Genomic DNA, 25,488 nt, shown 5'->3' on the forward strand with positions numbered 1-25,488 from the left:
CTGCCATGACGCCACCCTCCAAGCCCGCGGCATCGCCCGAATCTTCGGCGCAGGCAGCCGGCACCAAGCTCAAGACCAGCGCCTTCAAGGTGCCGGGCGAGGGCTCCAGCGTGGTCATCAGCGTGGTGACCGTGACCGTGCTGATCGCGCTGTGGTTCCTGGTCACGAACATGGGCTGGGTCAAGCCGCTGTTCCTGCCCACGCCGCAGGCCGTGTTCCAGCAGTTCTACGAATACCTGACCGGCCAGGCCAACGACAAGCCGCTGTGGCAGCACTTTCTGGCCAGCATGTTCCGCGTGTTCTCGGCCTTCTTCCTGGCCTGCGCCACCGCCATTCCGGTGGGCATTGCCATGGGCATGAGCCGCTTCTGGCGCGGCATTTTCGATCCGCCGCTGGAGTTCTACCGGCCGCTGCCGCCGCTGGCGTACCTGCCGCTCATCATCATCTGGTTCGGCATCGACGAGCTGCCCAAGGTGCTGCTGATCTTCCTGAGCTGCTTCGCGCCGCTGGCACTGGCCGCGCGCTCGGGCATGCGCAGTGCGTCGCAGGAGCAGATCAACGCGGCCTACTCCATGGGCGCCAGCTACATGCAGGTGATTCGCCACGTGATATTGCCGTCGGCGCTGCCCGACATCCTGGTGGGCATGCGCATTGCCATCGGCTTCGGCTGGACCACGCTGGTGGCCGCCGAAATGGTGGCGGCCAGCATGGGGTTGGGTCAGATGGTGCTGAACGCGTCGAACTTCCTGCGCACCGACATCGTCATCATGGGCATCATCGTCATTGGCGTGGTGGCGTACCTGTTCGACCTGCTGATGCGATGGCTCGAGCGGCGGCTGGTGCCTTGGAAAGGGCGCATGTAGGCGCAGGGGTCGGCGCAAGCGGCGACACCTGCAATGCGGGCGGCAAGGTCGGCATCGTCTGGCCGGCCGGCACCATCGACTGCTCCAGAAAGTCGAGCATCGCGCGCATCGCCGCGCTGTTGTGGCGGCGCTGCGAGTAGGCCGCGTACAGCCAGTGGTCGCGCGGCATGTGCTCTCGCAGCACCGGCACCAGCGCGCCGCGCTCCAGGTGCGACTGCGCCAGCGGCTCGGGCACGTAGGCCACGCCCACGCCGCGCAGCGCCAGCTCGATCAGTGCCACGGCGTCGTTGGCTTCCATGCGGCTGTGCACCGTCACGTCGTGCGGCTTGCCGTCGGTCTCGAAGGGCAGGTGCGTGGTGGGCATCGACGAATAGCTCAGCATCTCGTGGCGGCCCAGGTCCGCGGGCACCTGCGGCATGCCGCGCTGGGCCCAGTAGGCCGGCGTGGCGCACACCACCATGTCGTACTGCACCAGCCGGCGCACGATCAGGTTCATGTCGTCGATGCGCCCGCCGGTCAGGTGGATGTCGATGCCTTCCTCGATCAGGTCGATGTCGCGGTTGGTGAACACCAGGCTCACGTACACGTCGGGGTAGAGGCGGATGAATCCGGCGATCACGTCCGACAGCCAGCCCGCGATCAGGCCGTTGGGTGCGCTCATGCGCAGCCGGCCGCGCGGGTGCGAGCCGTGGGCCTGCAGGTCGTTCAGGGTGTTTTCGGCCATGGCCACCAGCTCGGTGCTGCGGTCCAGCAGCACCTGGCCGGCGTCGGTCAGGCTCAATGATCGGGTGGAGCGGTTCAGCAGGCGCACGCCGCTGCGCTCCTCGAGCTCGGCCACGTAGCGGCTGACCGTGGCTTTGGACATGCCCAGCGAAATCGCCGCGCGGGAGAAGCTGCGTCGGAACGCGACTTCGCGGAATGTTTTGATGAGATCGAGGCCGTCCATGGATGGGCGGATTGTTCCAGCTTCGGGATGCCGGGGTCTTTCGCCGGGGCATCGCCCGTTTCCCCTTTGAGGCGACGATGCCTCGTGGCTATACTGCCGCCGTCGCGCCGAAAACAGGCGTGATCGGGATTGGCCTCCCACTGAAATCACTGCGACGCAAGCCGCAGTCACCCGCAGGGTCTGCGGCTTCGTCATTCGTGCAACCTTTTTAGGCGGCTCGATGGGCGGGCGCAAGCCCGGCCGGTTTCACGCAAGTGGTTTCCCGGTAGGCCAACCCGTCGAGCCGCCGCCTCCGATTGGCCTCGGGTGCGTCGGTTTTTGCAAACCGAAACCCTTGGAGGCCATTCATGGCTTACGTTCCCCCGTTCCCCGAATCTTCTTCAGCAACCGCCCGCGCCGAATCACTCGCGCTGCAGGCATGCGACGACGTCGGCAGCCTTCGCGTCGTGCAGCGTGCGTATGCGTGCATCGAAAAGCTCATCGATCCGCAGCGCGTGCAAGACACGGAAGAGGTCTGCCCGAATCGGTCCGAACTCAGCGCGCTGGTGCAGGTGGTCAATGAGGAACTGCATCGGCGGATCGAGACGGCTGATGCTGCGGTTCAGTCGTTGCGTGTTGCTGTGAGCGAAGGCGTTGCGACATGAAGGCCTTCGATGCCGATTTCATGTCTCGGCTCTCGTCCGAGGAGTGAGAGGCGTTGAGGTCACAAACTGTGACCTCAAGCACCGGCCGGCTCACGGCCCGGCTGTCGTCCGAGCGGCTTTGAAATCACAAGCTGTGATCTCAAACGACGGCCAGCGCGTGGCGTTGCGTCTTTACCGAGCAGGGCTTGGCAATGCAGCAGCCGGCGGTGTCAGGCAGGTACCGTCCGACACCTGTCTTCCAGGAGCGGAGAGGCAGGTTTCGTCGAACGCGCGCAGGGTGGCCTCGTCGATAGCGCCGACTTTTTGCAAGGCGCTCGCAGAAGCGTGAACGGCCTCGAAGGCATCGCTCTTGAACTCAGGCTGTTTCGTCATGGCATGTCTCCCCAAAATGTTTTTCGCTCACCGACGAGCGCGCTACTTCGGCCGGCGCAAGCGCACCGGTCCCCCCGGGGACGTCGCATCGACCTCAACTTCGCCCCGCGTGACCCGCAGCGCGCCCTTCGCCGCCAACTTCGCCGCCACTCGCCGCACGGCAGGCATCAGTGCGCGCCAGGCGACATCGCTGCTCGCCAGCGCGCGTGCAACCTCCGACGGGCAGATCGAAGCGGATGCATCGCGCCGCTCAAGCAGCGCAAAGATGGTCTGCTCGATCTTCGGGTCGGTCACAGGCATGGGCACATCGCTCGTCATCGCGGTGCGCCCTAAAGTGAGTCCGGCCGCGCACGCATGCCATCCGCAGTGCTTCGTATCGCGGCCCGCTCCTCGTCGCTGAAGCGCTGCAGGTTGCGGGTCATCATGACCGTGCGCGGGTTGTTCTCCAGCAGCTGCTCGTGCCGCGCGACGAAGTCCCAGTACATCACCGTCATCGGGCATGCGCCTTCGCCGCTGCGCGTGGCCGGCTTGTAGCGGCAGCCGTCGCAGTAGTTGCTCATGCGCTTGATGTAGGCGCCGCCCGCCGCATAGGGCTTGGTCACGAAGCGCGCGCCATCGGCAAAAAGCGACATGCCCACGGTGTTGGGCAGCTCGACCCATTCCACCGCATCGACGTACACCGACAGGTACCAGGCATGCACCTGCGCCGGCGCCACGCCGAAGGTGAGCGCGAAGTTGCCGGTGACCATCAGGCGCTGGATGTGGTGCGCATAGCCGGTGCGCAAGGTCTGGCCGATGGCCTGCTTCATGCAGTTCATGCCGACCTTGCCCGTCCAGTACCAGTCGGGCAGCGGGGCGTGGTGGCGGAGCGCGTTGGCCTCGGCCAGCTGCGGCATGCGCCACCAGTACACCCCCCGCATGAACTCGCGCCACCCGAGTATCTGCCGCACGAAGCCTTCCACCGACTCGATGGACACGGCGCCCGCGCGCCAGCGTGCCACGGCCGCATCGATTACCTCGCGCGGGTCGAGCAGCTTGAGGTTCAGGCAGGACGACAAGAGCCCGTGGTACAGAAAGGGCTCGTCGGTCCACATGGCGTCCTGAAAACGCCCGAAGTCCTGCAGCCTGCAGGCCATGAAGTCGTTTAGTGCCACAAGGGCCTGCTCGCGCGTCACCGGCCAGTCGAACTGCGCTGCGCTGCCGTAGTGGTCGCCGAAGTGCGCCTCGACGTCGGCCAGCACCCCGCGCGTGATGGCGTCCGGCGCGAACGAGGGCGGCGGGGGCAGCATGCCCGGGCCGTTCCGGCCGAAGGCGCCGCGGTTGTCGTGGTCGAAGTTCCATTGCCCGCCTTCGGGCTGGCCGGCCTCGTCCAGCAGCACATGGTGCTTCGTGCGCATGCGCCGGTAGAAGGCCTCCATCACCAGGCGTTGCTTGCCCTGCGCGTGCTCCGCGAACTCGGCGCGCGACGCCATGAAGTGCAGGTCGTCCCGCACCAGCAGCCGCACGTCCGCCGCCTGGCAGACCTTGGCGATCGCCTGTTCGAGGCGCCATTCCCCGGCATCGACCGTCACGACCGCGCCGGGGCGGTGGTGCGACAAGGTGTCTGTCAACGCGGCCTCCAGCGAGGCGAAGGGGTGGGTGCCCAGCTTCAGGTAGTCGAGGGGCATGCCGCGCGCGGCGAGCGCCTCGGCAAAGTGGCGCATGGCCGACAGGAAGAGCGCGGTGCGCATCTTGGTGCTGGGCACATGCTGCGACTCTTGCGGCACCTCGGCCATCCACACGCGGTCTTGCGCGGCATCGAAGCCTTCGAAGGCCACGCTCGTGAGGCTCAGCTGGTCGCCGAGGACCACGATCAGGTTGCGCATGGGGAGGTAGGAATGTGGGGGCTGGGAATGTCCGAACCCACCGCATCGTAGCCCCGGGCGCGCGAGTGCGCGTCCGCGTGGTCTTCAGTTGTTCCCCTCCGAGGCGGCGTCTTTCTTCTCTCCGGCCTGCTCGCGGCGGAACTCGGCGACGTCCGCGATCCGAAGGTCTTCGGGCAAGGCCTGGCGGTGCTTGCTGTGGCCGACGCGCTGTGCGTGATAGATGCCGGTGTGGCCCGAGACCAGGTAGCTCGCGATGCACGCGATGGCGGCGAGCGGGCCGATGGCCGGCCCGAACAGTTCCACGGCCATGACGATGGTGGCGACCGGCGTGTTGGCCGCACCGGCAAAGACGGCGACGAAGCCGATGGCGGCCAGCATCGAGAACGGCAGGTGCAGCAGCGGCGCCATCGCGTTGCCCAGGGTGGCCCCGATGTAGAAAAGCGGCGTGACCTCGCCGCCCTTGAAGCCCGTGCCCAGCGATGCCACGGTGAAGACCAGCTTGCCCAGGAAGTCCCATGGCGCGACAGGCGCCTGAAAAGACTCGACGATCGTCGGAATCCCCAGGCCGATGTAGCGGTAGCCGTCGACGGCCCAGACCGCCGTTGCAACGACGATGCCGCCCAGCAGCGGCCGCAGGGGCGGGTAGGCAACCCGGCGCTTCATCAGCGCGCCGAGCTTGTGCGTGGCCGTGGCGAACACCAGCCCGGCCAGGCCGAACACGATGCCCGCGGCGACGATGGCGACCACGCTCCAGAAGGCGACCGGCGCCACGGCGGTGACGACATAGTGCGTGTGATGCACACCCCAGGCCAGCCCGACCTGGTCGGCCACGATGGCGGCCACCATGCAGGGGAACAGCGCGTCGTAGCGCATGCGCCCGATGGCCAGCACTTCCAGTCCGAAGATGGCGCCGGCCAGCGGTGTGCCGAACACGGACGCAAAGCCCGCGCTGATGCCGGCCATGAGCAGGATGCGCCGGTCTTCGTGCTTCAGGCGGAACAGGTGCGTGAGCTGGTCGGCCAGCGCGCCGCCCATCTGCACGGCAGTGCCTTCGCGGCCCACGGAGGCCCCGAAGAGATGCGAGATCACGGTACCGCCCAGCACCAGGGGCACCATGCGCAACGGCACGACCTTCTTCGGGTCGTGGATCTCGTCGATCAGCAGGTTGTTGCCGGCGTCCACCGGCTTGCCCAGGCGGTGGTAGATCCACCCCACGGCAAAGCCGGCCAGGGGCAGCAGCCAGACGACCTGGCGGTGCGACTCGCGCCAGTTGGTGGCCCAGTCGAGGGCGAAAAGGAAGAAGGCGGAGGCGGAGCCGGCCAGCAAGGCGACGACGCTGGCGATGACGAGCCACTTGCCGATGTAGGGCAGGAGCTCGAGCTGTTCGGGGCGGCGAAAACGGGTCATGTGGATCAGGTGCGAAAAACGAGGGGCCTGATCGACCGGCAGGGCAACGCGGTGTGTGAACGCGAACGCCTGCAGCCCTGCGATGTGATCAGGTGTCTGCAGGCATCATCAGCTGCGGGCGATGCCGCGGCGGTTCATGGAGGAATGCCATCTCCAGGGTTGGCGATGTTAGCCGCCCCGCCGCTCGCTAGCAAGGATCGGACATGCCCAGCGAGTGCCCGCGCCTTTCCTTTTCAGCGCGTTCGTGCAGCCAGCGCAGCAGGGCGGTCTTGTCCATGGGCGGGGCGATGTAGTAGCCCTGGCCCTCGTCGCAGTCCATGGCCAGCAACGCCCGCAGGGCGGCTGCGTCCTCGATGCCTTCGGCCAGCACGTGCAGGCCGAGCTTGCGGCCCAGCTGCGCGATCATTTCGGCAATGCGCGCGCCCTGCGCCTCGCCCAGGCGGCGCACGAAGGTGCCATCGATCTTGATGCGGTCCAGCGGCAACCGCTCCAGGTAGCTGAGCGACGAGTAGCCGGTACCGAAGTCGTCGATGGCAATGGAAATGCCCTTGGCCCGCAGGGCCGTCAGGGTGGACTCCAGCAGCTCGGTGGGCAGCGCGGCCACGGACTCGGTGATCTCCAGTTCCAGGTGGTGGCCCTGCAGCCGGCTGTGCGCCAGCGCCGCGCACACGGTGTCGTAGAACGCCGGGTCCTGCAGCTGCACGCTGGACACATTGACGGCCATGCGCAGCGGCGCGAGGTTCGCGTCCAGCAGCGCGCGCATGGCCAGGCAGGCGGTGGACAGCACCCATTGCCCCAGCGCCACGATCAGGCCCGAATGCTCGGCCACCGGAATGAAGCGGTCCGGCGGTATGAGGCTGCCGTCTTCGGCACGCCAGCGCACCAGGGCCTCCAGGCCCACCAGCGCATGGGTGTTCAGGTTGACCTGCGGCTGGTAGACCAGGAAGAGCTGCGCGTTGTCGACGGCCGCGCGCAGGCTGGACAGCAGCAGGGCGCGGTCGCGGGCCTCGGCGCCCATGTGGGCCGAGTACTGCAGGTGCCGGCCCCGGTGGTCGCGCTTGGCGCGCTTCAGGGCGATGGTGGCGTCCTTGACCAGGTCGGCGCCGGCCTGCGCGTCTTCGGGCAGCAGCACGTAGCCGCAGGTCAGCGACACCTTGTGCGGCACGCCGTCCACGGCCAGCGGCTGGCGCACGCAGTCCAGCAATTGCTGGGGCGACACCTGCTGCAGCGGCCCGAGCACGCCGAAGGTGTCCGCGCCCAGGCGGGCGAGCAGCACGCCGGCCGGCAAGGCCTCGGCCAGGCGCTGCGCCACCGCCTGCAGCACGCGGTCGCCGAAGCGGTGGCCCATGACGTCGTTGGCGGCGCTGAAGTCGTCGATGTCGACCAGCGCCAGGATGTGCTCGCGCATGCCTTGCCGTGCGCAGTCGTCCACCTTCTCGACGAAACGGGTGCGGTTGGGCAGGCGCACGAGCGGATCGAAGTAGGCGTATTCATGCAGCCGCTCCATCAGGCCCCGCTGGTGCAGCAAGGTGCCGAGGTGGAGGCAGAGCACGTCCAGCAGCTGCCGGTCGAGCGCGCCGTGCAGGCCGGTGGTGTCGATGAAGACGGCCATGGGCTGCTCGCCCTCGCGGCCGATGTGCAAAGCCAACCCGCGGCCTTCGCCGCTTTCGCTGCCCTCGCCGCTTTCGCTGCCCTCGCCGTGGACGTTGCAGCCGCATGCCAGCGCGCGGCGCAGCAGCGCCACCGCCGGCTGCTCGTGCACGGCGTCCAGCGGCAGGTCGAGCAGGGGAGCGAAGCGGCCGGTCGCCGCCAGCACCCGGTGCCCGCTCGCTGGCGGTGCTTGCGGTGCGCAGGCCAGGCCGTCGCCATCGGCGCCCAGCAGGGTGGTGAACTGCGCGATGACGCCGCGGGCGAAGGCGCGCAGGTCGGGTTCTTCCAGCAGCGAGGCGCTGGAGCGCACGATGAGCTCGAGCATGCGCGGATCGGGCGCCGTGTCCGGCGCAAGTGCAGGCGCAAGCGCAAGCGCTGGCGCTGGCCGGTCGGCGGCTTCCCCCGGCCAGCCCGCATCAGTCTCGCGCTTCATGCGGGCTGCGCGTGCACCTGGCCGGATGCGAGCGCCACCTGGTTGCGTCCGCCGCGCTTGGCGACGTACAAGGCTTCGTCGGCCAGGCCATAGGCCTCGTCGAAGCTGCTGCCGTGCGGCAGCCAGCTCACGCCGAAGCTGGCCGTCACGCTGCTGCCGTCGGGCAGGTCGAACGCAAAGCACTCGATGGCGCGGCGCAGGGCCTGCGCGACCTGCCCGTCGGCGTCGCTGCCCGGCCCGGGCAGCACCACGGTGAATTCCTCGCCGCCCACGCGGCCGATTTGCGCCGTGGCCGGCGCTGCGTTCTTCAGGCAGGTGACCACGCCCTGGATCACGCGGTCGCCCGTGGGGTGGCCGAAGCTGTCGTTGATGCGCTTGAAGTGGTCGATGTCCAGCACGATCAGCGCGAGGTCATGGCGCTCGAAATGGCGGTTCACCAGCTCGATGACGGCCGCCCGGTTGAGCACGCCGGTCAGCGGGTCGTGCGTGGCGCGGTACTCGAGCTCGGCCGCCAGCGCCTGCAGGCGCAGGTTGAGCTGGTTCATCTCGAGTTCGGCCCGGTCGCTGCGGCGCACCAGCCGGCGCGTTTCGCGCAGCAGCCGCTCGTAGACGGTGAGCAGTTCGCCCAGGGCCAGGCGGCAGGGGGAGGGCTGCGCCGAAGCGCAGTCTTCATAGGCGGCGCGGGCGGCTTGCAGCGCCTGGTGCTCGGCATCGAACAGGTCCGGCGGCGCGGCGGTGGCGGCTGCGGTGTCCATTCAGGCGGGCCTCACCGGATGGCTGGCGAAGTCGATCGCCGGAAAGTCTTCGCTCAGCTCCTGGCCGAATTCGAGAATGGTGTCGTCTTCCTCGTCGTGGTACCAGTTCAGGGCCACGCGGTTGCCCGCCGCCACGGCGTCGGCGAGCGCTGCAATCAGGTTGAACAGCATCTTGGTGCTGGAGCTGTTGAAGTAGGCCAGGGCAATGTTGACCTCGATGCGGCTGCCGCTCTGCCCGGCCAGGTAGTCCTTCAGGCGCGCGATGATTTCGCCATAGAAGGCGGCGGCATTCTCGGGGTAGGACTCGCCGCGCAGGCCGAGCGTGTGGGTGTCGAACCTGAAGTCCACCTGGGGCGAACTGGGCGTCGGGGCGATGTAGAGGTTTTCCATCTGTGGTCTCGATTCGTTGCCGGGCGTGGCGCGCATCAGATTGCCGCCTTCAGGTAGAACACCGGGGCGCCGCCGGCGCTGTCGGCGGCGTCGAAGTCGAACTCCAGCGGCTCCCGTGCGTCGCGCGCGACCGTGAGAAGTCCCATGCCCGCGCCTTTGCTGCCTTCGGGCGTTTCCTCGCGCAGCGTCTGGCGGTAGGCCTGCTTGATTTCGTCCAGCGTCATGCTGCGCAGCATTTCCAGCTTCACGCGCAGCGCATCGGCGATCTCGGGCTCCACGGGGTTGGCGCACAGCAGCAGAAAGCCGCCGTCGCTCTCGCGGCGGATGCACACCGAGCCGTGGCGCAGTTCGCCGCTCTGCAGGCTCGTGGCGGTCAGCGTGTCGGCCGAGTAATGAATGATGTTCTGCGCCATCTCCACGAACGAGGAGAACAGCCTGCGCCGGGTCGGCCCGGCCACGCCGGCCACCTCGAGCTGCAGCTTCACGGCGTCGGACATGGCGGCCACGATGTGCTGCGAAAAGTAGCCCACGTAGTAGAAGATGACCTGGTGCTGGCGCGCCAGGTTGAAGAAGGAGCCGTACTTGTCGGCGATCTGCGGGAACGGCACGGTTGGATTCCCCTGTCAGGTGCGGAAGCAGAAAAAGGTCAGGTCGTCGCGGCGGTGGTGCTCGCCCTGCCAGAGCCGCAGGGTGTCGAGCACGGCCTCGTTGATCTGCGCGGCCGTGCGCTCGCGCTGCGCGAGCAGCAGTTCGCGCACGCGCCGCTTGCCCAGTGCAATGGCGCGCGGGCCGCCGACCTGGTCGACCAGCCCGTCGGTGCTCACGAAGACGAGGCTGCCCGCGGGCAGCGTGAGTTCCTGGTTGCTCCAGGCGAAGTCGAAATCGCTGTCCATGTAGCCCACGCCCTTCCGCTGCCCTTCGACAACCTCCACGGCATCGGCGCCGGGGCGCAGCACGAACAGCGACAGCCGCGCGCCGGCGAACACCAGCCGGCCGTGCGCGGGCTCGAACCAGAAGCACGCGGCGTCCATGCCGTCGTCGGAGCCCGGCGTTGCGTCGTGTTCGCCCATCTGTCCCAGCATCTGTTTGATGCTGCGGTTGACGCTGCCCAGCAGCCGCGCGGGGTCGCGCGCGCCGTGCTGCTCGATGGCCTGGGTCAGGCTGGTGGAGGCGATCAGCGTCATGAAGGCGCCGGGCACGCCGTGCCCCGTGCAGTCGGCCACGGTGGCGAACCAGCCGTCGGCCTCGGTGCTGAACTGGTAGAAGTCGCCCCCGACCACGTCGCGCGGCTCCCACACCAGGTGGGCCTCGGGGCAGGCGCGCGCCAATGCGTCGAGCGAGCTGCGCAAGGTGGACTGCTGGATCACGCTGGCGTACTCGATGCTGTGCATGATCTGGCGGTTGCGCGAAACCTGCAGGTCCGCCACCACGCGCATGAGCTGCAGGCCGTTGCCCACGCCGGCAAACTGGCCGTCGCGGGTGATGATGAAGCCGTCGGTCAGGGCCTTCTCGCCGTATTCCACGGTCTTGAAGGTGAGGGACTCCAGGTCGAGCGCCGCATCGACGATCAACGGGTCCTTGTCCATGAAGGCGATGCAGCTCTTGCGGCCATACAGCTCCACGCGGAACGGCTGGCTCATCTGCGACAGGAAGATGTTGCGGTTGATCAGGCCGATCGGCTGCTGGCCTTCCACCACGGGCAGGCTGACGAGATCGCGATGCCGGCTGAAGACGTCCATCACCTTCTCGTTCGTCTCCTCGGTCGTCATGCACGGCACCGTGGTGCAGAGATCGCCCGCGCAGGGCTGGCGGAACCGGGGCCGGAAATCGCTCAAATATTCGGAGGTTTCGGGCATGACGGCTGCATTTGTTCAATAAGTGTGAACTTATGTTATGTTTTTAACATTTCGTGTGCATGACAAAAGGGGGGTGTCGCCGCGCCAAGAATGGAACCGCCTCATCCAAAACCAGGACCGCTGCGTACAGGTGCCTATGGCACGCGCATCGACGTGCCGCTATCGAGGAACAGTCATGCCGCAGGACATCGCATTCGCCATTCGCTGGGTCGAAAAGGGCCTGGTGCCCGACACCGTGGTCCGCCGCGGCATTCGCCGCCTGCTGAAAGACCGGCTCCACGAGCTGCAGGCGGGCAATGCGCTGGCCGTGGCCGAGCTGACGCAGGACTTCGTCGCCCGGATGGGAAAGGCCAACCTGGCGCCGCTGCCCGAGAAGGCCAACGAACAGCATTACGAAGTTCCGGCCGCCTTCTTCGGCGAAGTGCTGGGAAACCACCGCAAATACAGCAGCTGCTACTGGCCCGAAGGCACGCAGACGCTGGAAGAGGCCGAGTCCGCCGCGCTGGCCGCCACCTGCGAACGGGCCGGCCTGGCCGACGGGCAGGACGTGATGGAGCTGGGTTGCGGCTGGGGCTCGCTCACGCTGTGGATGGCGGCGCACTACCCGAACAGCCGGATCACCGCGCTGTCCAACTCCAATTCGCAGCGTGAATACATCGAGGCGCAAGCGGCCCAGCGCGGCCTGCGCAATGTGCGCGTGCTGACCCGCGACATCAACGTGTTCGACACCGACCAGCGCTTCGACCGCGTGGTGTCGGTCGAGATGTTCGAGCACCTGCGCAACTGGCCGCAGGCCTTTGCCAACGTGGCGCGCTGGCTCAAGCCGGGCGGCAAGTTCTTCATGCACGTGTTCGCCCACCGGGAGGCGCCGTACCCCTTCGAGGTGCGCGACCCCAGCGACTGGATGAGCAAGTACTTCTTCTCCGGCGGCATGATGCCCAGCGACGACCTGGCGCTGCACTGCCAGGACGACCTGCGCCTGCTGCGCCGCTGGCGCTGGGAAGGCAGCCACTACCAGCGCACGGCCGAGGCCTGGCTGCGCAACATGGACGAGCGCCGCGACACGCTGCGCCCGCTGTTCCAGGCCACCTACGGCGCCGACGCGAACATCTGGTGGACGCGCTGGCGGCTGTTCTTCATGTCGGTGGCCGAGTTGTTCGGCTTTGACAACGGCCAGCGCTGGTGGGTGAGCCATTACCTGTTCGAGCGCCGCGCATGAGCGGTTCCATGGAAGTGGCCCTGGCCGGCCTGGCACTGACCGCATCGCTCGCGTTCCTGACCTGGGTGGCCAGCCTGGTCCGCCACGACGCCAGCCTGATCGACCGCATGTGGCCCCTGTGCATCGTGGGTGCGGGGCTGGTCTATTTCGGTCTGCTGCCGGTGCAGACGGTGCGCGGCCTGTGCATGGCGGTGATCGGCGCGGCGTGGGCGGTGCGGCTGTGCCTCTACATCACCTGGCGCAACTGGGGGCACGGGGAAGACCGGCGCTACCAGGCGATCCGCGCGCGCAACCAGCCGAATTTCGGCTTCAAGAGCCTGTACCTGGTGTTCGCGCTGCAGGCGGTGCTCGCCTGGGTCGTGTCCGCGCCGTTCCTGCCGGGCATGGCGGCGCCGCGTGCGCTGGGCGCGCTCGACGCGCTGGGCATCGCGCTGGCGCTGTTCGGCACCTTCTTCGAGGCGATCGGCGACGCGCAGATGGCGCGCTTCAAGGCCGATCCGAAGAGCAAGGGGCAGGTGATGGACCGCGGCCTGTGGCGCTACACCCGCCACCCCAACTACTTCGGCGAAACCTGCGTCTGGTGGGGGCTGTGGCTCATGGCCATGGGCGGGGCGGGCTGGGGCGGCGCGTGGAGCGTGGTGTCGCCGCTGCTGATGACCTGGCTGCTGCTGAAGGTGTCGGGCGTGCGCATGCTCGAAGGCGACATCGGCGAGCGCCGCCCGGCGTACCGCGACTACATCGCGCGCACCAATGCCTTTCTTCCGGGGCCGGTGCGCGGCAACCACAAGGCGTCATGAGAAACAACAAGCACCGGGTCCTCGTGGTGGCCGCACTGGCCGCACTCTCGAATGGGGCGGCCACCGCCTCGGCCGCCGGGCCCGCCGGTGGCGAATGGGAGTTTCGCGTGCTGCTGGACGATGCGCCCATCGGCGAGCACCGCTTCGCGCTGGCCACCTCCGGCGACGAGCGCAAGCTCACCAGCGAGGCGCGCTTCGCGGTCAAGCTGCTGGGCGTGACGGTGTACCGCTACCAGCACAACGCCACCGAGATGTGGCGCGGCGACTGCCTCAAGCGCCTGAGCTCGAAGACCGACGACGACGGCACCCCCGAGCGGGTGAACGCCGAGGCGGCCGGCGACAACGCGCTGGCCGTGACCACGCCCAAGGGCACGCAGTCGCTCGAAGGCTGCGTGATGAGCTTCGCCTACTGGAACCCGGCCATCCGCACGCAGGACAAGCTGCTGAATGCGCAGAGCGGCAAGTTCGAGGCGGTGAAGGTCAGCCGCGCCGGCAGCGGCACGGTCGAGGTGCGCGGCCAGCAGGTGGCCGCCACGCGATGGCGCATTGCGACCGACGCGCAACCCATCGACGTCTGGTATTCGCAGCAGGGCGAATGGCTGGGGCTCGATTCCATGGTCAGCGGGAACCGAAAGCTCAGTTATCGGCTCAAGTAGGTGTGCATTGGTTGTACTTTGTGAACTATTCCATGGTTCCGGCCTTGGAATGCCCCGGCGGCGCGCACAGACAGGCTGCGTTCAGCTCTGGTACTTATAAGCAAGGGCAGCAGACCATCTGCAGTGCCGAAAGGGAAGCGATGAACGGTTCGAAATTCCAGCTGCTCGACAGCTACTTCGACGCAAGGCTCCTCGAGCCTCGCCAGGACGCGGACGTGGCCGACCGGGCCCGGCGGGCGCGGCGCATGTCGCAACGGCTCAACGACCTGGCCTATCCCGTCTTTTGCGAGTTCGCCGAATACTTTGCGGCCAAGCTCGGCGACGCGGCCGAGTGCTACGTCGACCGGGAAGAAGGCCTCAGCCGCGACGCGCACCCGCATGTGGGCTTTCGCTGGGGCGCCCAGGGCGGGCGGCTCAACGCGGTGGTCTTTACCGGCGACATCGAAAGCGGCGAAGTCCACGCCACGTGGCGCTGCTGGAGAAACGGCATTCCGGCGCACGGCGACAAGACGCTGGACCCGTTCTGGTCGCCCGAACTGGTGCATTCGATGCTGCAGGAGCTGATCTTCCAGTTCCCGCCGGTGTGATGCGCCGGTGACCGCGCGCATCGCCCTGGGCGCCGTGGCCGTTCTGGCGCTGGCCGTGCTGCTGGGCGTGGTGTACGAGCAGGCCGGCCGCTACCGCGCCGCGCGCGACTTTCCGCCGCCCGGGCGCATGGTCGACATCGGCGGGCGGCGCATCCAGCTGGATTGCCGGGGCTCGGGCTCGCCCACCGTGGTGTTCGAGGCGGGGCAGAGCGTCGACGGCGCGCTGAGCTGGTCGGCCGTGCAGCCGAAGGTGGCCGCGCACACGCGCGCCTGCGCCTACAGCCGCGCGGGGTTGATGTGGAGCGACCCTTCGGATGCGCCTTCCACTGCGAAGCAGGTTGCGCAGGACCTGCATGCCGCATTGACCGGCGCCGGCGAACACGGCCCGTTCGTGTTGGTGGGCCAGTCGATCGGCGGACCTTATGCCGTCACCTTCACGCGGTACTTCGGCGCCGAGGTGGCGGGGCTGGTGCTGGTCGACCCCTCGCATCCGGACCAGGTGGCGCGCGTGGCGAACTACATGACGGAGTCGCGCTCGCTGCGTTCGCGCATCCTCATGAGCCTGGGGTGGTCGGGCCTCTTGCGTGCGGCGGCACCGGTGCTGCTGCCGCAGGCGCCGAACCAGACGGCGCACGACCTGCAGGCGGTTCGTGCCTTTGCACCGCAGTCGTTCCGCACGCAGTGGGCCGAGGGCGACGCGACCGACCGCACGCTGGCCGAGGCGGGCGCCTTTCGCAACCTGGGCAACCGCCCGCTGGTGGTGCTCACGGCGATGGCGCCCTATGTCGAGGGCGAACTGCGCGGCATGAAGATCACGCCCGGGCAGGGAACGCAGGTGCAGGCGCTGTGGAAGCAGATGCACGACGACATTGCCAGCTGGTCCACGCGCGGCACGCACCGCCTGCTGCCCGGCGCGGGGCACGACATCCAGTTCGACGACCCCGAGGCGGTGGTCGATGCGGTGCTGTCCGTGGTGCGGCAGGTGCGCGCGGCCGCCCCCGCCGTGGCCTCACCGTGAGGCCGAGGCCTGCGGCGCGTCGGCCGGCGACGGCGAGCGCCCGATCAGCCACGCGCACAGGGCAGACACGGCACCCGCGAACAGCACGTACATGCAGATCTGCCACGGCTCGCCCGCGCCCGACTTGAGCAGCGCGGTCGCGATGATGGGCGTGATGCCCGAGGCGAAGATGCCCGAGAACTGGTAGACGAAGCTGATGCCCGTGTAGCGCACCTTCGCGTCGAACAGGTCGCAGAACAGCGCCGCCTCCGGCCCGTACACCGACGCATACAGGATGCCGAAGGGCACGATGATCGCGAGCCACACCAGCAGCACGTTGCCCCCGCTGTGCGTCATGAGCCAGAAGCCCGGAAAGGCCGACACCGCCGTGACGATCGACCCCCACATGTACACCTTGGGCCGCCCGATCCTGTCGGACAGCCGGCCGAAGAAGGGAATGAAGAAGATCATCACCACCGCCGCGGCCATCACGCCCAGCAGCGCGTCGGTGCGGCTGATCTTGAGCGTGCTCGTAAGGTAGTTGATGGAGAACACGCCGAAGATGTTGAAGAACACGCCGTCGATGTAGCGCGCGCCCATGCCCTTCAGCACATTGCCCGGGTAGCGCCGGATCATGTCCATGAACGGAATGCGCAGCTCGGCGTTGCGCGCCTTCACGGCCGCGAACTCGGGCGTTTCCTGCACGTGCAGGCGGATGTACATGCCCACCAGCACCATCATGCCGGAGATGAGAAAGGCGATGCGCCAGCCCCAGGCCATGAACTGCGCGTCGGTCAGCAGCGACGACAGCAGCGCCACCACGCCCGAGGCCAGGCACAGCCCGATGGCCAGCCCGATCTGCGGCAGCGAGGCATAGAAGCCGCGCTTTTCCTTCGGTGCGTACTCGTACGCCATGAGCACCGCGCCGCCCCATTCGCCGCCCAGGCCGATGCCCTGTGCAATGCGAAGCAGCAGCAGCAGGATGGGTGCGGCGACGCCGATCTGCGCATAGGTGGGCACCAGCCCGATCAGGAAGGTGGCCACGCCCATGATCATCAGCGTGATGATCAGCATGCTCTTGCGGCCGATCTTGTCGCCGAAGTGGCCGAAGATCACGCCGCCCAATGGCCGCGTGACGAAGCCCACCGCAAAGGTGGTGTAGGCCAGCAGGACCGACACCACCGGGTCGCTGCCCGGGAAGTACAGCTTGCTGAACACGATGCCGGCCACCACGCCGTACAGGAAGAAGTCGTACCACTCGATGGTGGCTCCCACCAGGGCCGAGATGACCACCCTGCGAATCGCTTTTTCGTCGGTTGCGCTCATGTGTTTGTCTCCAATGCGTTGTTGTCTGAATGGCCTCTTCGGGCCTTCGGGTGCTGCTATTGCCTGGCGTCCTCTCTGATCAGGTCGACGGCCTTCTCGGCCATCATCACGGCGGGGGCGTTGGTGTTGCCCGACACCAGCGTGGGCATGGCCGAGCAGTCGATCACGCGCAGGCCCGCGATGCCGTGCACGCGCAGGCGCGCGTCGACCACGGCGAGCGGGTCGCTGCCCATGCGGCAGGTGCCGGTGGGGTGGAAGATGGTGGCGCCGTTGTTGCGGCAGAACTCGAGCAGGTCTTCGTCGCTGGCCGCGGCGGGGCCGGGCTTGACCTCGCGCTTCACGTAGGGCCGCATCGCGGGTGCATCGGCGATGGCGCGGGCCGCCTTCACGCCGGCCACGGTGGTCGCGCGGTCGAGCTCGGTGGCCAGGTAGTTGGGCTGCATCTCGGGCGGCTCGGCCACGTCGAGCGAGCGAATGCGGATGTGCCCGCGCGACTCGGGCCGCAGCTGGCACACCGACATGGTGAAGCCCGAGTACGGATGCACCTTGCCGCCCGCCATGTCGGCCGAGAGCGTGGCCACATGGAACTGGATGTCGGGCGTGGCCGCCACGGGCTTGCCGTCGGCGCCCTTCAGCGCGCGCATGAAGCAGCCGCCCTGGTTGATGCCTACGGCCAGCGGGCCGGTGCGGTGCAGCAGCCATTCCATGCCCATGCCCATCTGGCCGAACCAGGAGTTGAGCTGGTCGTTGGTGGTGATGGGCTTGGCGCACTCGTAGCCCAGGCGGATCTGCAGGTGGTCCTGCAGGTTCTCGCCCACCCCGGGCAGGTCGTGGCGCAGCGCAACGCCCACGCGCTCGAGCAGCGCGCGCGGCCCGATGCCCGAGAGCTGCAGCAGTTGCGGCGACTGGATCGAGCCGGCCGAGAGCAGCACCTCGGCGCGGCAGCGCGCGGTCCTGAGTTCGCCGCCCTGGCGGTAGGTGACGCCGGCGGCGCGCTTGCCTTCGAACACCAGCTTGCCGGCCAGCGCCTCGGTCTCGATGCGCAGGTTGGGGCGGCGCTTCACGGCCGGCGTCAGGTAGGCCGTGGCCGTGCTGCAGCGCCAGCCCTTGTGCGTGGTCAGCTGGTAGTAGCCCGCGCCTTCCTGCGCGGCGCCGTTGAAGTCGCGGGTGCGGGGCACGCCGGTCTGTTCGGCGCCGCCGATGAAGGCCTCGATCAGCTCGTGCTTCGCGGCGATGTCGGACACCTTCAGCGGCCCGCTCCCGCCATGGAAGGCGTCGCCGCCGCGCTGGTTGCCCTCGGACTTGATGAAGTAGGGCAGCACGTCGTCGTAGCCCCAGCCGGCGTTGCCGAGCGCGGCCCAGTGGTCGTAATCCTCGCGCTGGCCGCGGATGTAGATCAGCCCGTTGATGGCGCTCGAGCCGCCCAGCGTCTTGCCGCGCGGCCAGTAGATGCGCCGGCCGTTCATGTTGGGGTCGGGGTCGGTTTCGAAGCGCCAGTTGTAGATGGGGCTCCACATCGTCTTGCCGTAGCCGATGGGCAGGTGGATCCACAGCGAGCGGTCGGCCGGACCGGCTTCGAGCAGCAGCACGCGCACGGCCGGGTCTTCGCTGAGCCGGGCGGCCAGCACGCAGCCGGCGGAGCCGGCGCCGACGACGATGTAGTCGAACTCTTGGTCAGGCATTCGGCGAGGTCCGGAGGGATCCTGTGGTGAGGGAGTGGAACAATCGCAGGGCTCGGCCGCATCCTAGGCCAATGATTTTCGGAACGCAATGTTCCACTTTTAAGGTTTACCCGCATGCCCCGTCCCGCGAGAGCCGCTGCCGCCGTGATGTCCCCCGTGGAGCCGGAGCCCGGTTCCGGTTCTTCCGCCGAGCGCAGCCTGCGCCTGCTGGCGTTGCTGGCCAACGAAGGCCGCGCCCTCACGCTGGCCGAACTGGCCGCGCAACTCGGCCTGCCCAAGGGCACCGCGCACCGCATCTGCACGCAGTTGCTGGCCACCGGCTTCCTGGCGCGCGACGTGGACGAGCGCTCCTTCAGCGTCGGCCCGGCGCTGCGCAAGCTGGCCTTCGACACGCTCAACCACGGCGTGGTGCGCGGCCTGCGGCACGAGGTGCTGTCGGAACTGGTGCGCGAGGTGGGAGAAACCTGCAACCTCACCACGCTCGACGGCGCAGGGGTGCTCTACCTCGACCGCGTCGAAGCGCAATGGCCGCTGCGCCTCACGCTGGACGTGGGCTCGCACGTGCCGTTGCACTGCACGGCCAGCGGCAAGCTGTTCCTGGCGCTGATGCCGAAGAAAGAGCGCGACGCGCTCGTCGACAGCCTGCCGCTGGAGCGCATGACCGCCAACACGCTGACGACGGTCGATGCCTTGCGCGCCGAATGCGAGGCCACCGCGAAGCGCGGCTACGCGTGCGACCGCGAAGAGTTCATTGCCGGGCTGGTGGCGGTGGCCGTTCCCGTGCGGGACGCCGAAGGCGCGGTGCGCGCCGCGCTGGCGGTGCATGCGCCGACGGCGCGCATGTCGATGGCCGACGCCTTGACGCGCATCGATGCATTGAAGACCGCCGCGGGCAAGATGAGCACGCTGCTCTGAGCAGCCGCGCCGCGCCGCCTGCCCGCGGAAACAGCTACTTCACCAGACGGCACTGCGTGAGCTTGGGCGAAGGCACCAGCGCGGTGGCCAGGAAGCCTTCGTTGAGGCAGTCGAACACGATGCTCGACGATGGCTGGAACGGGGTCAGCTTCTGGTCCTTGAACTTCGGCTTCAGGGCCTCCTGGTCGCTCACCTCGAACTGCGTGTCGAACTGCGCGCCGTCGTCGGCCACCGCGCCGAAATAGGTGGTCTCCGCGCTGCTGCCCATGCGCATCACGCGGCCACTGAATGCCAGGCGCTTCTGCGTGTACTTTGCCGCCGCCTCCTTGGGGTTGGCCTTGTACGCCTCGACGAGCTTGCCGTAGCTCAGCACGGGCGCGGCGTTGTCGGCCTGCGCGTTGCCGTGCCACAGGGAGGCCGCAACGATCAACGGGAGCGCGGGAAGAAAGGCAGCGAGCCTGCCGGTGTTTTTCTGCATATGATTCACCCTGGATTTCTTTTGATTAGGCGCTGCCGTCCGCCGCTTTTTTCGCTTGGCGGGCAGCGCCCTCGTGCCTTGATGGCCGGGCGAATATACAGGCTGAATGCGGGGCGAAAAGACGTCGCTTCGCCCCAGTAGAACCTTCTCTTTACGGCGCCGACGTCGGGTGGCTTGCCGCGGCCCTCAGGCCTTCGGGCCGTCGAGCGCGAGCTGCGGGAGACATGGCCGGGGTGGCATGCGCGGATCGCGTCGCAGAAGCAGGCTCGCAGGCTTGAACGGATGCGCCAAGGGCACCCCACAGGCTGGCAAAACGAACGTCGGCTTCCTTGCGCAACCGGGCGATCGGTTCGATGCGGTGGTCCGGCGGCGCGAAGCGCCCGCCTTGCGTTCGCTGGTGGAGCGCATGAATGGCAGAGTAGGCGGCCGTCTCTGCGGCGATCCAGGCGGCCAGATCGGGGTTGCGTTCTTCGGGCATGGTTTCTTGGGGCGGCGTAACGGTGAGGATGGAGCAATCTAGGGCGTCCCCGCGCCGGACCTTGTAGGCTTGCGCCGTCAAGCCGGGCCGGACGGGCCGTACCCCGCGCCGTCGTGGCCCACAATCTCCCAGCCATGCACTGCGCGCCGTGCGCGTGCGGCGCAAGGGGAGCCCATGCCGAAAGTCGTCGACGCCATCCGCAACTTCAACGCAGGCCGCGACCCCGAGCGCCTGGCGATGAAGTACGCCAACCTGCGCAGCAACGCCTTCGTGTTCCTGCGGGGCACCTGCCATCTCTTCTACGACCGCCTGCCGGACGATGCGCTCTTCACCAAGGCGCCGGCGGGCTGGCTCTGCGGCGACGCGCACCTGGAGAACTTCGGCAGCTACAAGGGCGACAACCGGCTCGTGTACTTCGACCTCAACGACTTCGACGAGGCGGCGCTGGCGCCCGTCACCTGGGAGCTGGTGCGCTTCCTGTCGAGCATCCTGGTGGCGGGCGACAGCCTGTGCGCGGCCGGCGACGCCGATGCCTTGTGCAAGACCTTCCTCGATGCCTATGCGGCCGCGCTGGTGCCCGGCAAGGCCCGCTGGGTGGAGCGCGACACCGCGGACGGGCTGATCGGGCAACTGCTGGACACCCTCAAGGCGCGCACGCGGCCGGCCTTTCTCGACCGGCGCACCGACAGGAAGGGGCGCGGCCGTGTCATTCGCTGCGACGGCAAGCACGCGCTGAGCGTGAGCGACGACGCGCGTGCGAAGGTAACCGCGCTCATCGACACCTTCGCGGCCTCGCAGGACAAGCCCGGCTTCTTCAAGGTGCTCGACGTGGCGCGGCGCATCGCGGGCACCGGCAGCCTGGGGGTCGAGCGCTACATCGTGCTGGTGGAAGGCAAGGGCTCGCCCGACGGCAACTACCTGCTCGACCTGAAGCAGGCGCTGCCGTCTTCGCTCGCGCCGCACCTCGCGCTGAAGCAGCCCGCGTGGCCGTCGCAGGCGCACCGCGTGGTGGGACTGCAGCAGCGCATGCAGGCGGCGTCGATGGCGTTCCTGCACCCCATCGTGGGGGCCAAGGCCACGTCTGCTTCCTATGTGCTGCGCGGCCTGCAGCCGAGCGAAGACCGGGTGAGCCTCGATGCCCGCCGCAACAGCCTCGCGCAGATTCGCGGCGTGATCGGCGAGATGGGGCAGCTCGTGGCGTGGGCGCAGCTGCGCAGCGCGGGCCGGCAGGGCTCGGCCGTTGCCGACGCGCTGGTCGATTTCGGGGGCTCGGCCAAGTCGTGGCGCAACGACCTGCTCGAGGCCGCCCACGAATGCGCCGCGCAGGTCGAGAAAGACTGGAAGACCTACAGCGCGGCTTTCGATGCGGGGGCAATGGCCCCCTGAGCGGACCGGCGCTCGGCTCGGGGCCGGCGCAGAGGCTCAAGCCCACCCGCTGGCCAGCGCCCGCACCACGCTGACCGTCGCCAGCGCGATCAGCAGGTTCAGCACATGCCGCCTGAACTGCGCCGGCGACACACCCTTGAACGAGCGCTGCCCGTAACAGATGCCCGCGAGCATTGCCGGTGCGAGCCACAGCGCCCACTTGAGCGTGTCCGGCCCGATGAGGTTGCCGGAGGCATACGCCGGCGAGGGCATGAGCGCCGCGCAAACCAGCGACACCACGTCGCTGAACAGCAGCAGCGCAATGAGCGTGGCGCGCAATGCCGCCGGCGCCATCTTCGCGGTGCTCAGCAGCACCGCGATCGCAATGCCGCCGATGGCCGCCACGCCGTTGATGAACCCCGACGCCAGGCCCGCGGCCAGCCGCACGCCGCGCGTGGGCACCAGCGTGAGGTGTGCGCCCGCGCGCAGCAGCAGCGCGGCCGCCATCAGCAGCACACCGATCAGCAGGCGCAGCGGCGTCTCGGGCAGCCAGGCGAGGAGCGCCACGCCCAGCGGAATGCAGACCAGGTTGCCCAGCATCAGCCAGCTCAGCCACGGCATGTCGATGTCGCGCGCAATGCCGCGCAGCTGGCTCAGGCTCGCAACAATCTCCAGCATGAAGATCGCGGGCACCACCAGCGCGGGCGACACCACCAGCGACATGCCGGCCACCGTGATGGCCGAGAAGCCGAAGCCCGCGAAGCCGCGCACGATGCCGGCCGCGAACACCACGCACAGGCTGTAGGCCAGCGTGGCCGGGGCCAGCGGCGGCACCAGCAGTTCGGCCGCCGTCATGCCTCGAACAGCGGCAGCAGCTTCAGGCGCTGCACCTTTCCGGAAGGCCCGCGCGGCAGGTCGCGCACGAAGCGGTAGTGGCCGGGCGCCTTGTAGCGGCCGAGCGCGGCGGCGCTGAACGCGCGCAGCTCTTCCTCGGTGCAGGCGCAGCCTTCGCGCAGCACGATGCACACGCCGATCTCCTGGCCGTAGTGGCGGTCGGGCACACCCACGGCGGCGGCTTCGCGCACGGCGGGGTGGCGCAGCAGCGCCTCGTCGATCTCGCGCGGCGCGATGTTCTCGCCGCCCTTGATGATCAGTTCCTTGATGCGGCCGGTGACGAAGAAAAAACCGTCCGCGTCGCGGTGGCCCAGGTCGCCGGTGCGCAGCCAGCCGTCGGGCGTGAAGGCGGCGCGGGTGGCTGCCTCGTTCTTGTAGTAGCCCAGCATCACCTGGGGCCCGCGGATCACGAGCTCGCCGGTCACGCCGTCGGGCACGGCCGCCAGCTTCGCGTCGACCACGCCGGCCATGCAGCCCGAGGCGCGCCCCACCGAGCCGAGCTTGCGCGCGGCCGGGTCCATCGGGTTGGAGAACGAGGGCGCGGCGGTTTCGGTGAGCCCCATGGTCTCGACGATGCCGATGCCGAACATCTGCTCGAAGGCGCGGTGGTGCTCGGGCGGCAGCGCGGCCGAGGCCGAGCGGCAGAAGCGAATGCCCAGCGTCTGCGCCAGCGGCGGCTTCGCACCTTCGAGCAGGTACGAGATCATGGTGGGCACCACGTTGATCCAGCTGCACTGCGCGCGCGTGGCCTGCGCCCAGAAGCGGCCGGCCGAGAACCTCGGCGGCATCGCCAGGCTGCCGCCGTGCGCCAGCGGCGCGAGCATGGTCACAGCAAAGGCGTTGATGTGATACAGCGGCAGCACCGCGAGCACCCGGTCCGACGGCTGCAGCGCGTGCTCGGCGCTGATGGCGTGCGCATTGGCCGCGAGGTTGCGCTGCGTGAGCATCACGCCCTTTGGCATGCCGGTGGTGCCCGAGGTGTACATCAGCAACGCGACGGCGTCGGGAGAAGGCGGCGACGCCGCCTGCGCCATCTCTTCTTCGTCCGGCAAGGCATCGCCTTCGGGGTCGGCCACGATCACCTTCACCGGCCGGCCGAAGCCGTGCACGATCTCGCGCACGCGCGCTTCCCATTCGGGCGCGACGCAGACCACGCGGCAGTCGGAATGCGCGAGCACGTAGCGCATCTGCTCGGGCTGCGACAGCAGGTTGACGGGGTTCACGCAGAAGCCGCCATGCATCGCACCCAGCAGCACCCGCAGGGTCTGCAGGCCGTTGGGCATGACGACCGAGACGGTGTCTCCCGCCTGCATGCCATGCCCCTCCAGCACCGCGGCAACGCGGCGGCACGCGCGCGCGAGCTCACCGTAGCCGAGATGCCGCTCCGACTCGGTGGCGCGCGCATACACCGCGTGCGGCTGGCGAAGCGCCTGCTGCTCGATCAACGCGTGAACGGTGAGGGCCGGCGCCGCCATGCTCAGTTGGCGCCGTGCGCGGCGAAGAACGCGCCGAAGATCTGCTCCTCGGTTGGCACCACCTCCGGAATCGGCCGCGACACGCGCGTGATGTTCAGGTAGTGGCGGTAGTTCATGTTGTCCGAGAAATTGTTCTTGCCCCAGGTGCCGCAGCCCATCGACAGCGAGAACGGCAGGCCGTTGTCGAAGCTGCCGCCGGTGGCGATGCAGTGCGCCTGGTCGACGATCACGCGAGCCACCGGCAGCGTGAGCCCGAGCGTGAGCGCGCGTTCGGGCTCCGCGCTGTGCAGGCCCACCGAGTGGCCGGCGCCCTCGTAGGCGTAGATGCGCGCGACGGTCGCCATGGCGTGCGCGAAGTCGGGCGCGGCGTACACCGCGAGCACCGGGCTGAGCTTCTCGCCGGAGAACGGATGGTCGTGGCCCACGCCGTCTTCGGCCACCATGAGGATGCGCGGGTCGGCCTCGGCAATGGCCTGCCACCCCGCGCGGTTGGCCCCGTCCAGCGCCGCCGCGCGTTCGGCGATGGCGCGCGCCGACTGGCCGATGACGGCGGGCGAGAGTTTTCCCTCCGGCCACATCAGCGCCTGCAGCGTGGCTTTCTGCGGGGCGGCGAGCATCACTGCGCCCCGGTCCTTCAGCGCGGCGAGCATCTGCGCGCGCACCGCATCGACGATGACCAGGCTGTTCTCCGACGAGCAGCTGGTGGCGTTGTCGAAGGTCTTGGAGCGCACGATGCGGTCTGCCGCGGCCACCACGTCGGCCGTTTCGTCGACGATGCCGGCGACGTTGCCCGCGCCCACGCCGAAGGTCGGGGTGCCGCTCGCATAGGCCGCGCGCACGTTGGCCTGCGAGCCTGTGGCCACCACCAGGTCGCACAGCCGCATCAGCTCGGCGGTCGATTGCTTGTTGACGGGCGAGGGCAGCAACTGCACCAGGTCGCGGGGCGCGCCGATGCGGTCGAACTGCGCGTGGATGAACCCGACGAGCCGCGCCGCCGTCGACCAGCCCTTGGGCGAAGGCGCCACGATGACCGCGTTGCGCCCCTTGAGCGCGTTGATGATCTTGTTGGCCGGCGTGGCGCCGGGATTGGTCGAGGGCGTGATGGCGCAGACCACGCCCACGGGCCGCGCGATCTCGACGATGCCGCGTGCCGGGTCTTCTGCAATCACGCCGACCGAGCGCGCCCCGTGCAGGTCGCGCAGCAGGCCGAAGGTCTTGCGGTGGTTCTTGCGCACCTTGTCCTCGACGTTGCCCACGCCGGTGTCGGCCACCGCCAGTTCGGCCAGTTCGCGGTTGCGCGCCGGCTCGACGATGGCCCAGCCGGCTGCGACCACGGCGGTGTCGACCTGCGCCTGTGACCAGGTTTCGTAGATGCGCTGTGCGGCGCGCGCGCGCGCCACGAGTTCGGCGATGGGGGAGGGATTCGAATGTTCCATGG

The 25,488-nt window shown here is 68.6% G+C and carries 26 protein-coding genes and 1 riboswitch; of the genes, 9 read left to right on the plus strand and 17 right to left on the minus strand.

Going from position 1 to position 25,488, the window contains the following annotated elements:
- Positions 1–5: 5 nt before the first annotated feature.
- The gene (locus AC1DJH_RS15395) at positions 6–863 is read left to right on the plus strand and encodes an ABC transporter permease subunit (RefSeq protein ID WP_472116132.1); all 858 of its coding nucleotides are present in this window, start codon (positions 6–8) and stop codon (positions 861–863) included.
- Here the strand turns inward: AC1DJH_RS15395 and AC1DJH_RS15400 are convergent.
- The gene (locus AC1DJH_RS15400; RefSeq protein WP_478186229.1) at positions 781–1,809 is read right to left on the minus strand and encodes a LysR family transcriptional regulator; all 1,029 of its coding nucleotides are present in this window, start codon (positions 1,807–1,809) and stop codon (positions 781–783) included. The genes AC1DJH_RS15395 and AC1DJH_RS15400 overlap by 83 nt on opposite strands.
- Before the next feature lie 347 nt (positions 1,810–2,156).
- On the opposite strand from AC1DJH_RS15400, the gene AC1DJH_RS15405 reads away from it, so the two are divergent.
- On the plus strand, positions 2,157–2,453 hold the full coding sequence (locus AC1DJH_RS15405) for a hypothetical protein (RefSeq protein ID WP_478186230.1): 297 nt from the start codon (positions 2,157–2,159) through the stop codon (positions 2,451–2,453).
- Positions 2,454–2,624: 171 nt separating this feature from the next.
- On the opposite strand, the gene AC1DJH_RS15410 is transcribed toward AC1DJH_RS15405, so the two are convergent.
- From AC1DJH_RS15410 to AC1DJH_RS15450, 9 genes are all read right to left on the minus strand, one after another.
- Positions 2,625–2,825: a hypothetical protein gene (locus AC1DJH_RS15410; protein ID WP_478186231.1), complete on the minus strand. Its 201-nt coding sequence runs from the start codon at positions 2,823–2,825 to the stop codon at positions 2,625–2,627.
- 42 nt (positions 2,826–2,867) lie between these two features.
- Positions 2,868–3,143, minus strand: coding sequence for a DUF3253 domain-containing protein (locus AC1DJH_RS15415; protein WP_478186232.1), 276 nt, complete (start codon positions 3,141–3,143; stop codon positions 2,868–2,870).
- Positions 3,144–3,154: 11 nt separating this feature from the next.
- On the minus strand, positions 3,155–4,690 hold the full coding sequence (locus AC1DJH_RS15420) for a cryptochrome/photolyase family protein (protein ID WP_478186233.1): 1,536 nt from the start codon (positions 4,688–4,690) through the stop codon (positions 3,155–3,157).
- An 84-nt stretch (positions 4,691–4,774) separates the two neighbouring features.
- Positions 4,775–6,097 (minus strand): voltage-gated chloride channel family protein, encoded by a 1,323-nt coding sequence (locus AC1DJH_RS15425; RefSeq protein ID WP_478186234.1) that lies wholly within the window; start codon positions 6,095–6,097, stop codon positions 4,775–4,777.
- Positions 6,098–6,189: 92 nt separating this feature from the next.
- Positions 6,190–6,261, minus strand: a riboswitch (Fluoride riboswitch).
- Positions 6,262–6,284: 23 nt separating this feature from the next.
- Positions 6,285–8,180 (minus strand): putative bifunctional diguanylate cyclase/phosphodiesterase, encoded by a 1,896-nt coding sequence (locus AC1DJH_RS15430; RefSeq protein WP_478186235.1) that lies wholly within the window; start codon positions 8,178–8,180, stop codon positions 6,285–6,287.
- A complete protein-coding gene (locus AC1DJH_RS15435; RefSeq protein WP_435439142.1) occupies positions 8,177–8,935 on the minus strand; it encodes a GGDEF domain-containing protein in 759 nt (252 codons plus the stop codon). Before AC1DJH_RS15435 ends, AC1DJH_RS15430 begins: the two co-directional genes overlap by 4 nt.
- A complete protein-coding gene (locus AC1DJH_RS15440) occupies positions 8,936–9,325 on the minus strand; it encodes a DUF1987 domain-containing protein (RefSeq protein WP_435439141.1) in 390 nt (129 codons plus the stop codon).
- Between the two features lie 35 nt (positions 9,326–9,360).
- Entirely contained in the window at positions 9,361–9,933 is a 573-nt protein-coding gene (locus AC1DJH_RS15445) for a SiaB family protein kinase (RefSeq protein ID WP_478186236.1), read from the minus strand.
- A gap of 15 nt (positions 9,934–9,948) precedes the next feature.
- Complete coding sequence (locus tag AC1DJH_RS15450) at positions 9,949–11,181, minus strand: SpoIIE family protein phosphatase (protein WP_478186237.1); 1,233 nt, start codon at positions 11,179–11,181, stop codon at positions 9,949–9,951.
- 175 nt (positions 11,182–11,356) lie between these two features.
- Between AC1DJH_RS15450 and AC1DJH_RS15455 the strand changes: the two genes are divergently transcribed.
- The 5 genes from AC1DJH_RS15455 to AC1DJH_RS15475 all read left to right on the plus strand — a co-directional run bounded on the left by AC1DJH_RS15455 (position 11,357) and on the right by AC1DJH_RS15475 (position 15,458).
- Positions 11,357–12,400, plus strand: a complete 1,044-nt coding sequence (locus AC1DJH_RS15455; protein WP_472115444.1) for an SAM-dependent methyltransferase — start codon at positions 11,357–11,359, stop codon at positions 12,398–12,400.
- Positions 12,397–13,197, plus strand: a complete 801-nt coding sequence (locus AC1DJH_RS15460; protein WP_478186238.1) for a DUF1295 domain-containing protein — start codon at positions 12,397–12,399, stop codon at positions 13,195–13,197. Before AC1DJH_RS15455 ends, AC1DJH_RS15460 begins: the two co-directional genes overlap by 4 nt.
- Entirely contained in the window at positions 13,194–13,853 is a 660-nt protein-coding gene (locus tag AC1DJH_RS15465; RefSeq protein ID WP_478186239.1) for a DUF6134 family protein, read from the plus strand. Before AC1DJH_RS15460 ends, AC1DJH_RS15465 begins: the two co-directional genes overlap by 4 nt.
- A gap of 140 nt (positions 13,854–13,993) precedes the next feature.
- Positions 13,994–14,440, plus strand: coding sequence for a hypothetical protein (locus AC1DJH_RS15470; protein ID WP_472115435.1), 447 nt, complete (start codon positions 13,994–13,996; stop codon positions 14,438–14,440).
- A gap of 7 nt (positions 14,441–14,447) precedes the next feature.
- Positions 14,448–15,458 carry an alpha/beta fold hydrolase gene (locus tag AC1DJH_RS15475; protein ID WP_478186240.1) on the plus strand — a complete coding sequence of 337 codons (1,011 nt, stop codon included), beginning with the start codon at positions 14,448–14,450 and terminating at the stop codon, positions 15,456–15,458.
- On the opposite strand, the gene AC1DJH_RS15480 is transcribed toward AC1DJH_RS15475, so the two are convergent.
- Together AC1DJH_RS15480 and AC1DJH_RS15485 are read right to left on the minus strand one after the other, a co-directional pair.
- Positions 15,450–16,763 (minus strand): MFS transporter, encoded by a 1,314-nt coding sequence (locus tag AC1DJH_RS15480; protein WP_478186241.1) that lies wholly within the window; start codon positions 16,761–16,763, stop codon positions 15,450–15,452. The genes AC1DJH_RS15475 and AC1DJH_RS15480 overlap by 9 nt on opposite strands.
- Before the next feature lie 56 nt (positions 16,764–16,819).
- On the minus strand, positions 16,820–18,445 hold the full coding sequence (locus AC1DJH_RS15485; RefSeq protein ID WP_478186242.1) for a GMC family oxidoreductase: 1,626 nt from the start codon (positions 18,443–18,445) through the stop codon (positions 16,820–16,822).
- Between the two features lie 114 nt (positions 18,446–18,559).
- Between AC1DJH_RS15485 and AC1DJH_RS15490 the strand changes: the two genes are divergently transcribed.
- On the plus strand, positions 18,560–19,360 hold the full coding sequence (locus tag AC1DJH_RS15490) for an IclR family transcriptional regulator (RefSeq protein ID WP_478186243.1): 801 nt from the start codon (positions 18,560–18,562) through the stop codon (positions 19,358–19,360).
- A 34-nt stretch (positions 19,361–19,394) separates the two neighbouring features.
- Here AC1DJH_RS15490 and AC1DJH_RS15495 read toward each other — a convergent pair whose 3' ends face one another.
- Positions 19,395–19,838 (minus strand): hypothetical protein, encoded by a 444-nt coding sequence (locus tag AC1DJH_RS15495; protein ID WP_478186244.1) that lies wholly within the window; start codon positions 19,836–19,838, stop codon positions 19,395–19,397.
- A gap of 151 nt (positions 19,839–19,989) precedes the next feature.
- Positions 19,990–20,316: a hypothetical protein gene (locus AC1DJH_RS15500; protein ID WP_478186245.1), complete on the minus strand. Its 327-nt coding sequence runs from the start codon at positions 20,314–20,316 to the stop codon at positions 19,990–19,992.
- A gap of 174 nt (positions 20,317–20,490) precedes the next feature.
- Here AC1DJH_RS15500 and AC1DJH_RS15505 point away from each other — a divergent pair, with 174 nt between their 5' ends.
- Complete coding sequence (locus tag AC1DJH_RS15505; RefSeq protein WP_478186246.1) at positions 20,491–21,702, plus strand: DUF2252 domain-containing protein; 1,212 nt, start codon at positions 20,491–20,493, stop codon at positions 21,700–21,702.
- 36 nt (positions 21,703–21,738) lie between these two features.
- On the opposite strand, the gene AC1DJH_RS15510 is transcribed toward AC1DJH_RS15505, so the two are convergent.
- The 3 genes from AC1DJH_RS15510 to sauS are packed head-to-tail and all read right to left on the minus strand — an operon-like array spanning position 21,739 to position 25,486.
- Positions 21,739–22,536: a TSUP family transporter gene (locus AC1DJH_RS15510; RefSeq protein WP_478186247.1), complete on the minus strand. Its 798-nt coding sequence runs from the start codon at positions 22,534–22,536 to the stop codon at positions 21,739–21,741.
- Complete coding sequence (locus AC1DJH_RS15515) at positions 22,533–24,050, minus strand: AMP-binding protein (RefSeq protein WP_478186248.1); 1,518 nt, start codon at positions 24,048–24,050, stop codon at positions 22,533–22,535. The genes AC1DJH_RS15510 and AC1DJH_RS15515 overlap by 4 nt, the downstream gene beginning before the upstream one ends.
- Positions 24,051–24,052: 2 nt before the next feature.
- Positions 24,053–25,486 (minus strand): acylating sulfoacetaldehyde dehydrogenase, encoded by a 1,434-nt coding sequence (gene sauS / locus AC1DJH_RS15520; protein ID WP_478186249.1) that lies wholly within the window; start codon positions 25,484–25,486, stop codon positions 24,053–24,055.
- Positions 25,487–25,488: the final 2 nt, after the last annotated feature.

This window comes from Variovorax sp. 10N412, assembly GCF_056394985.1.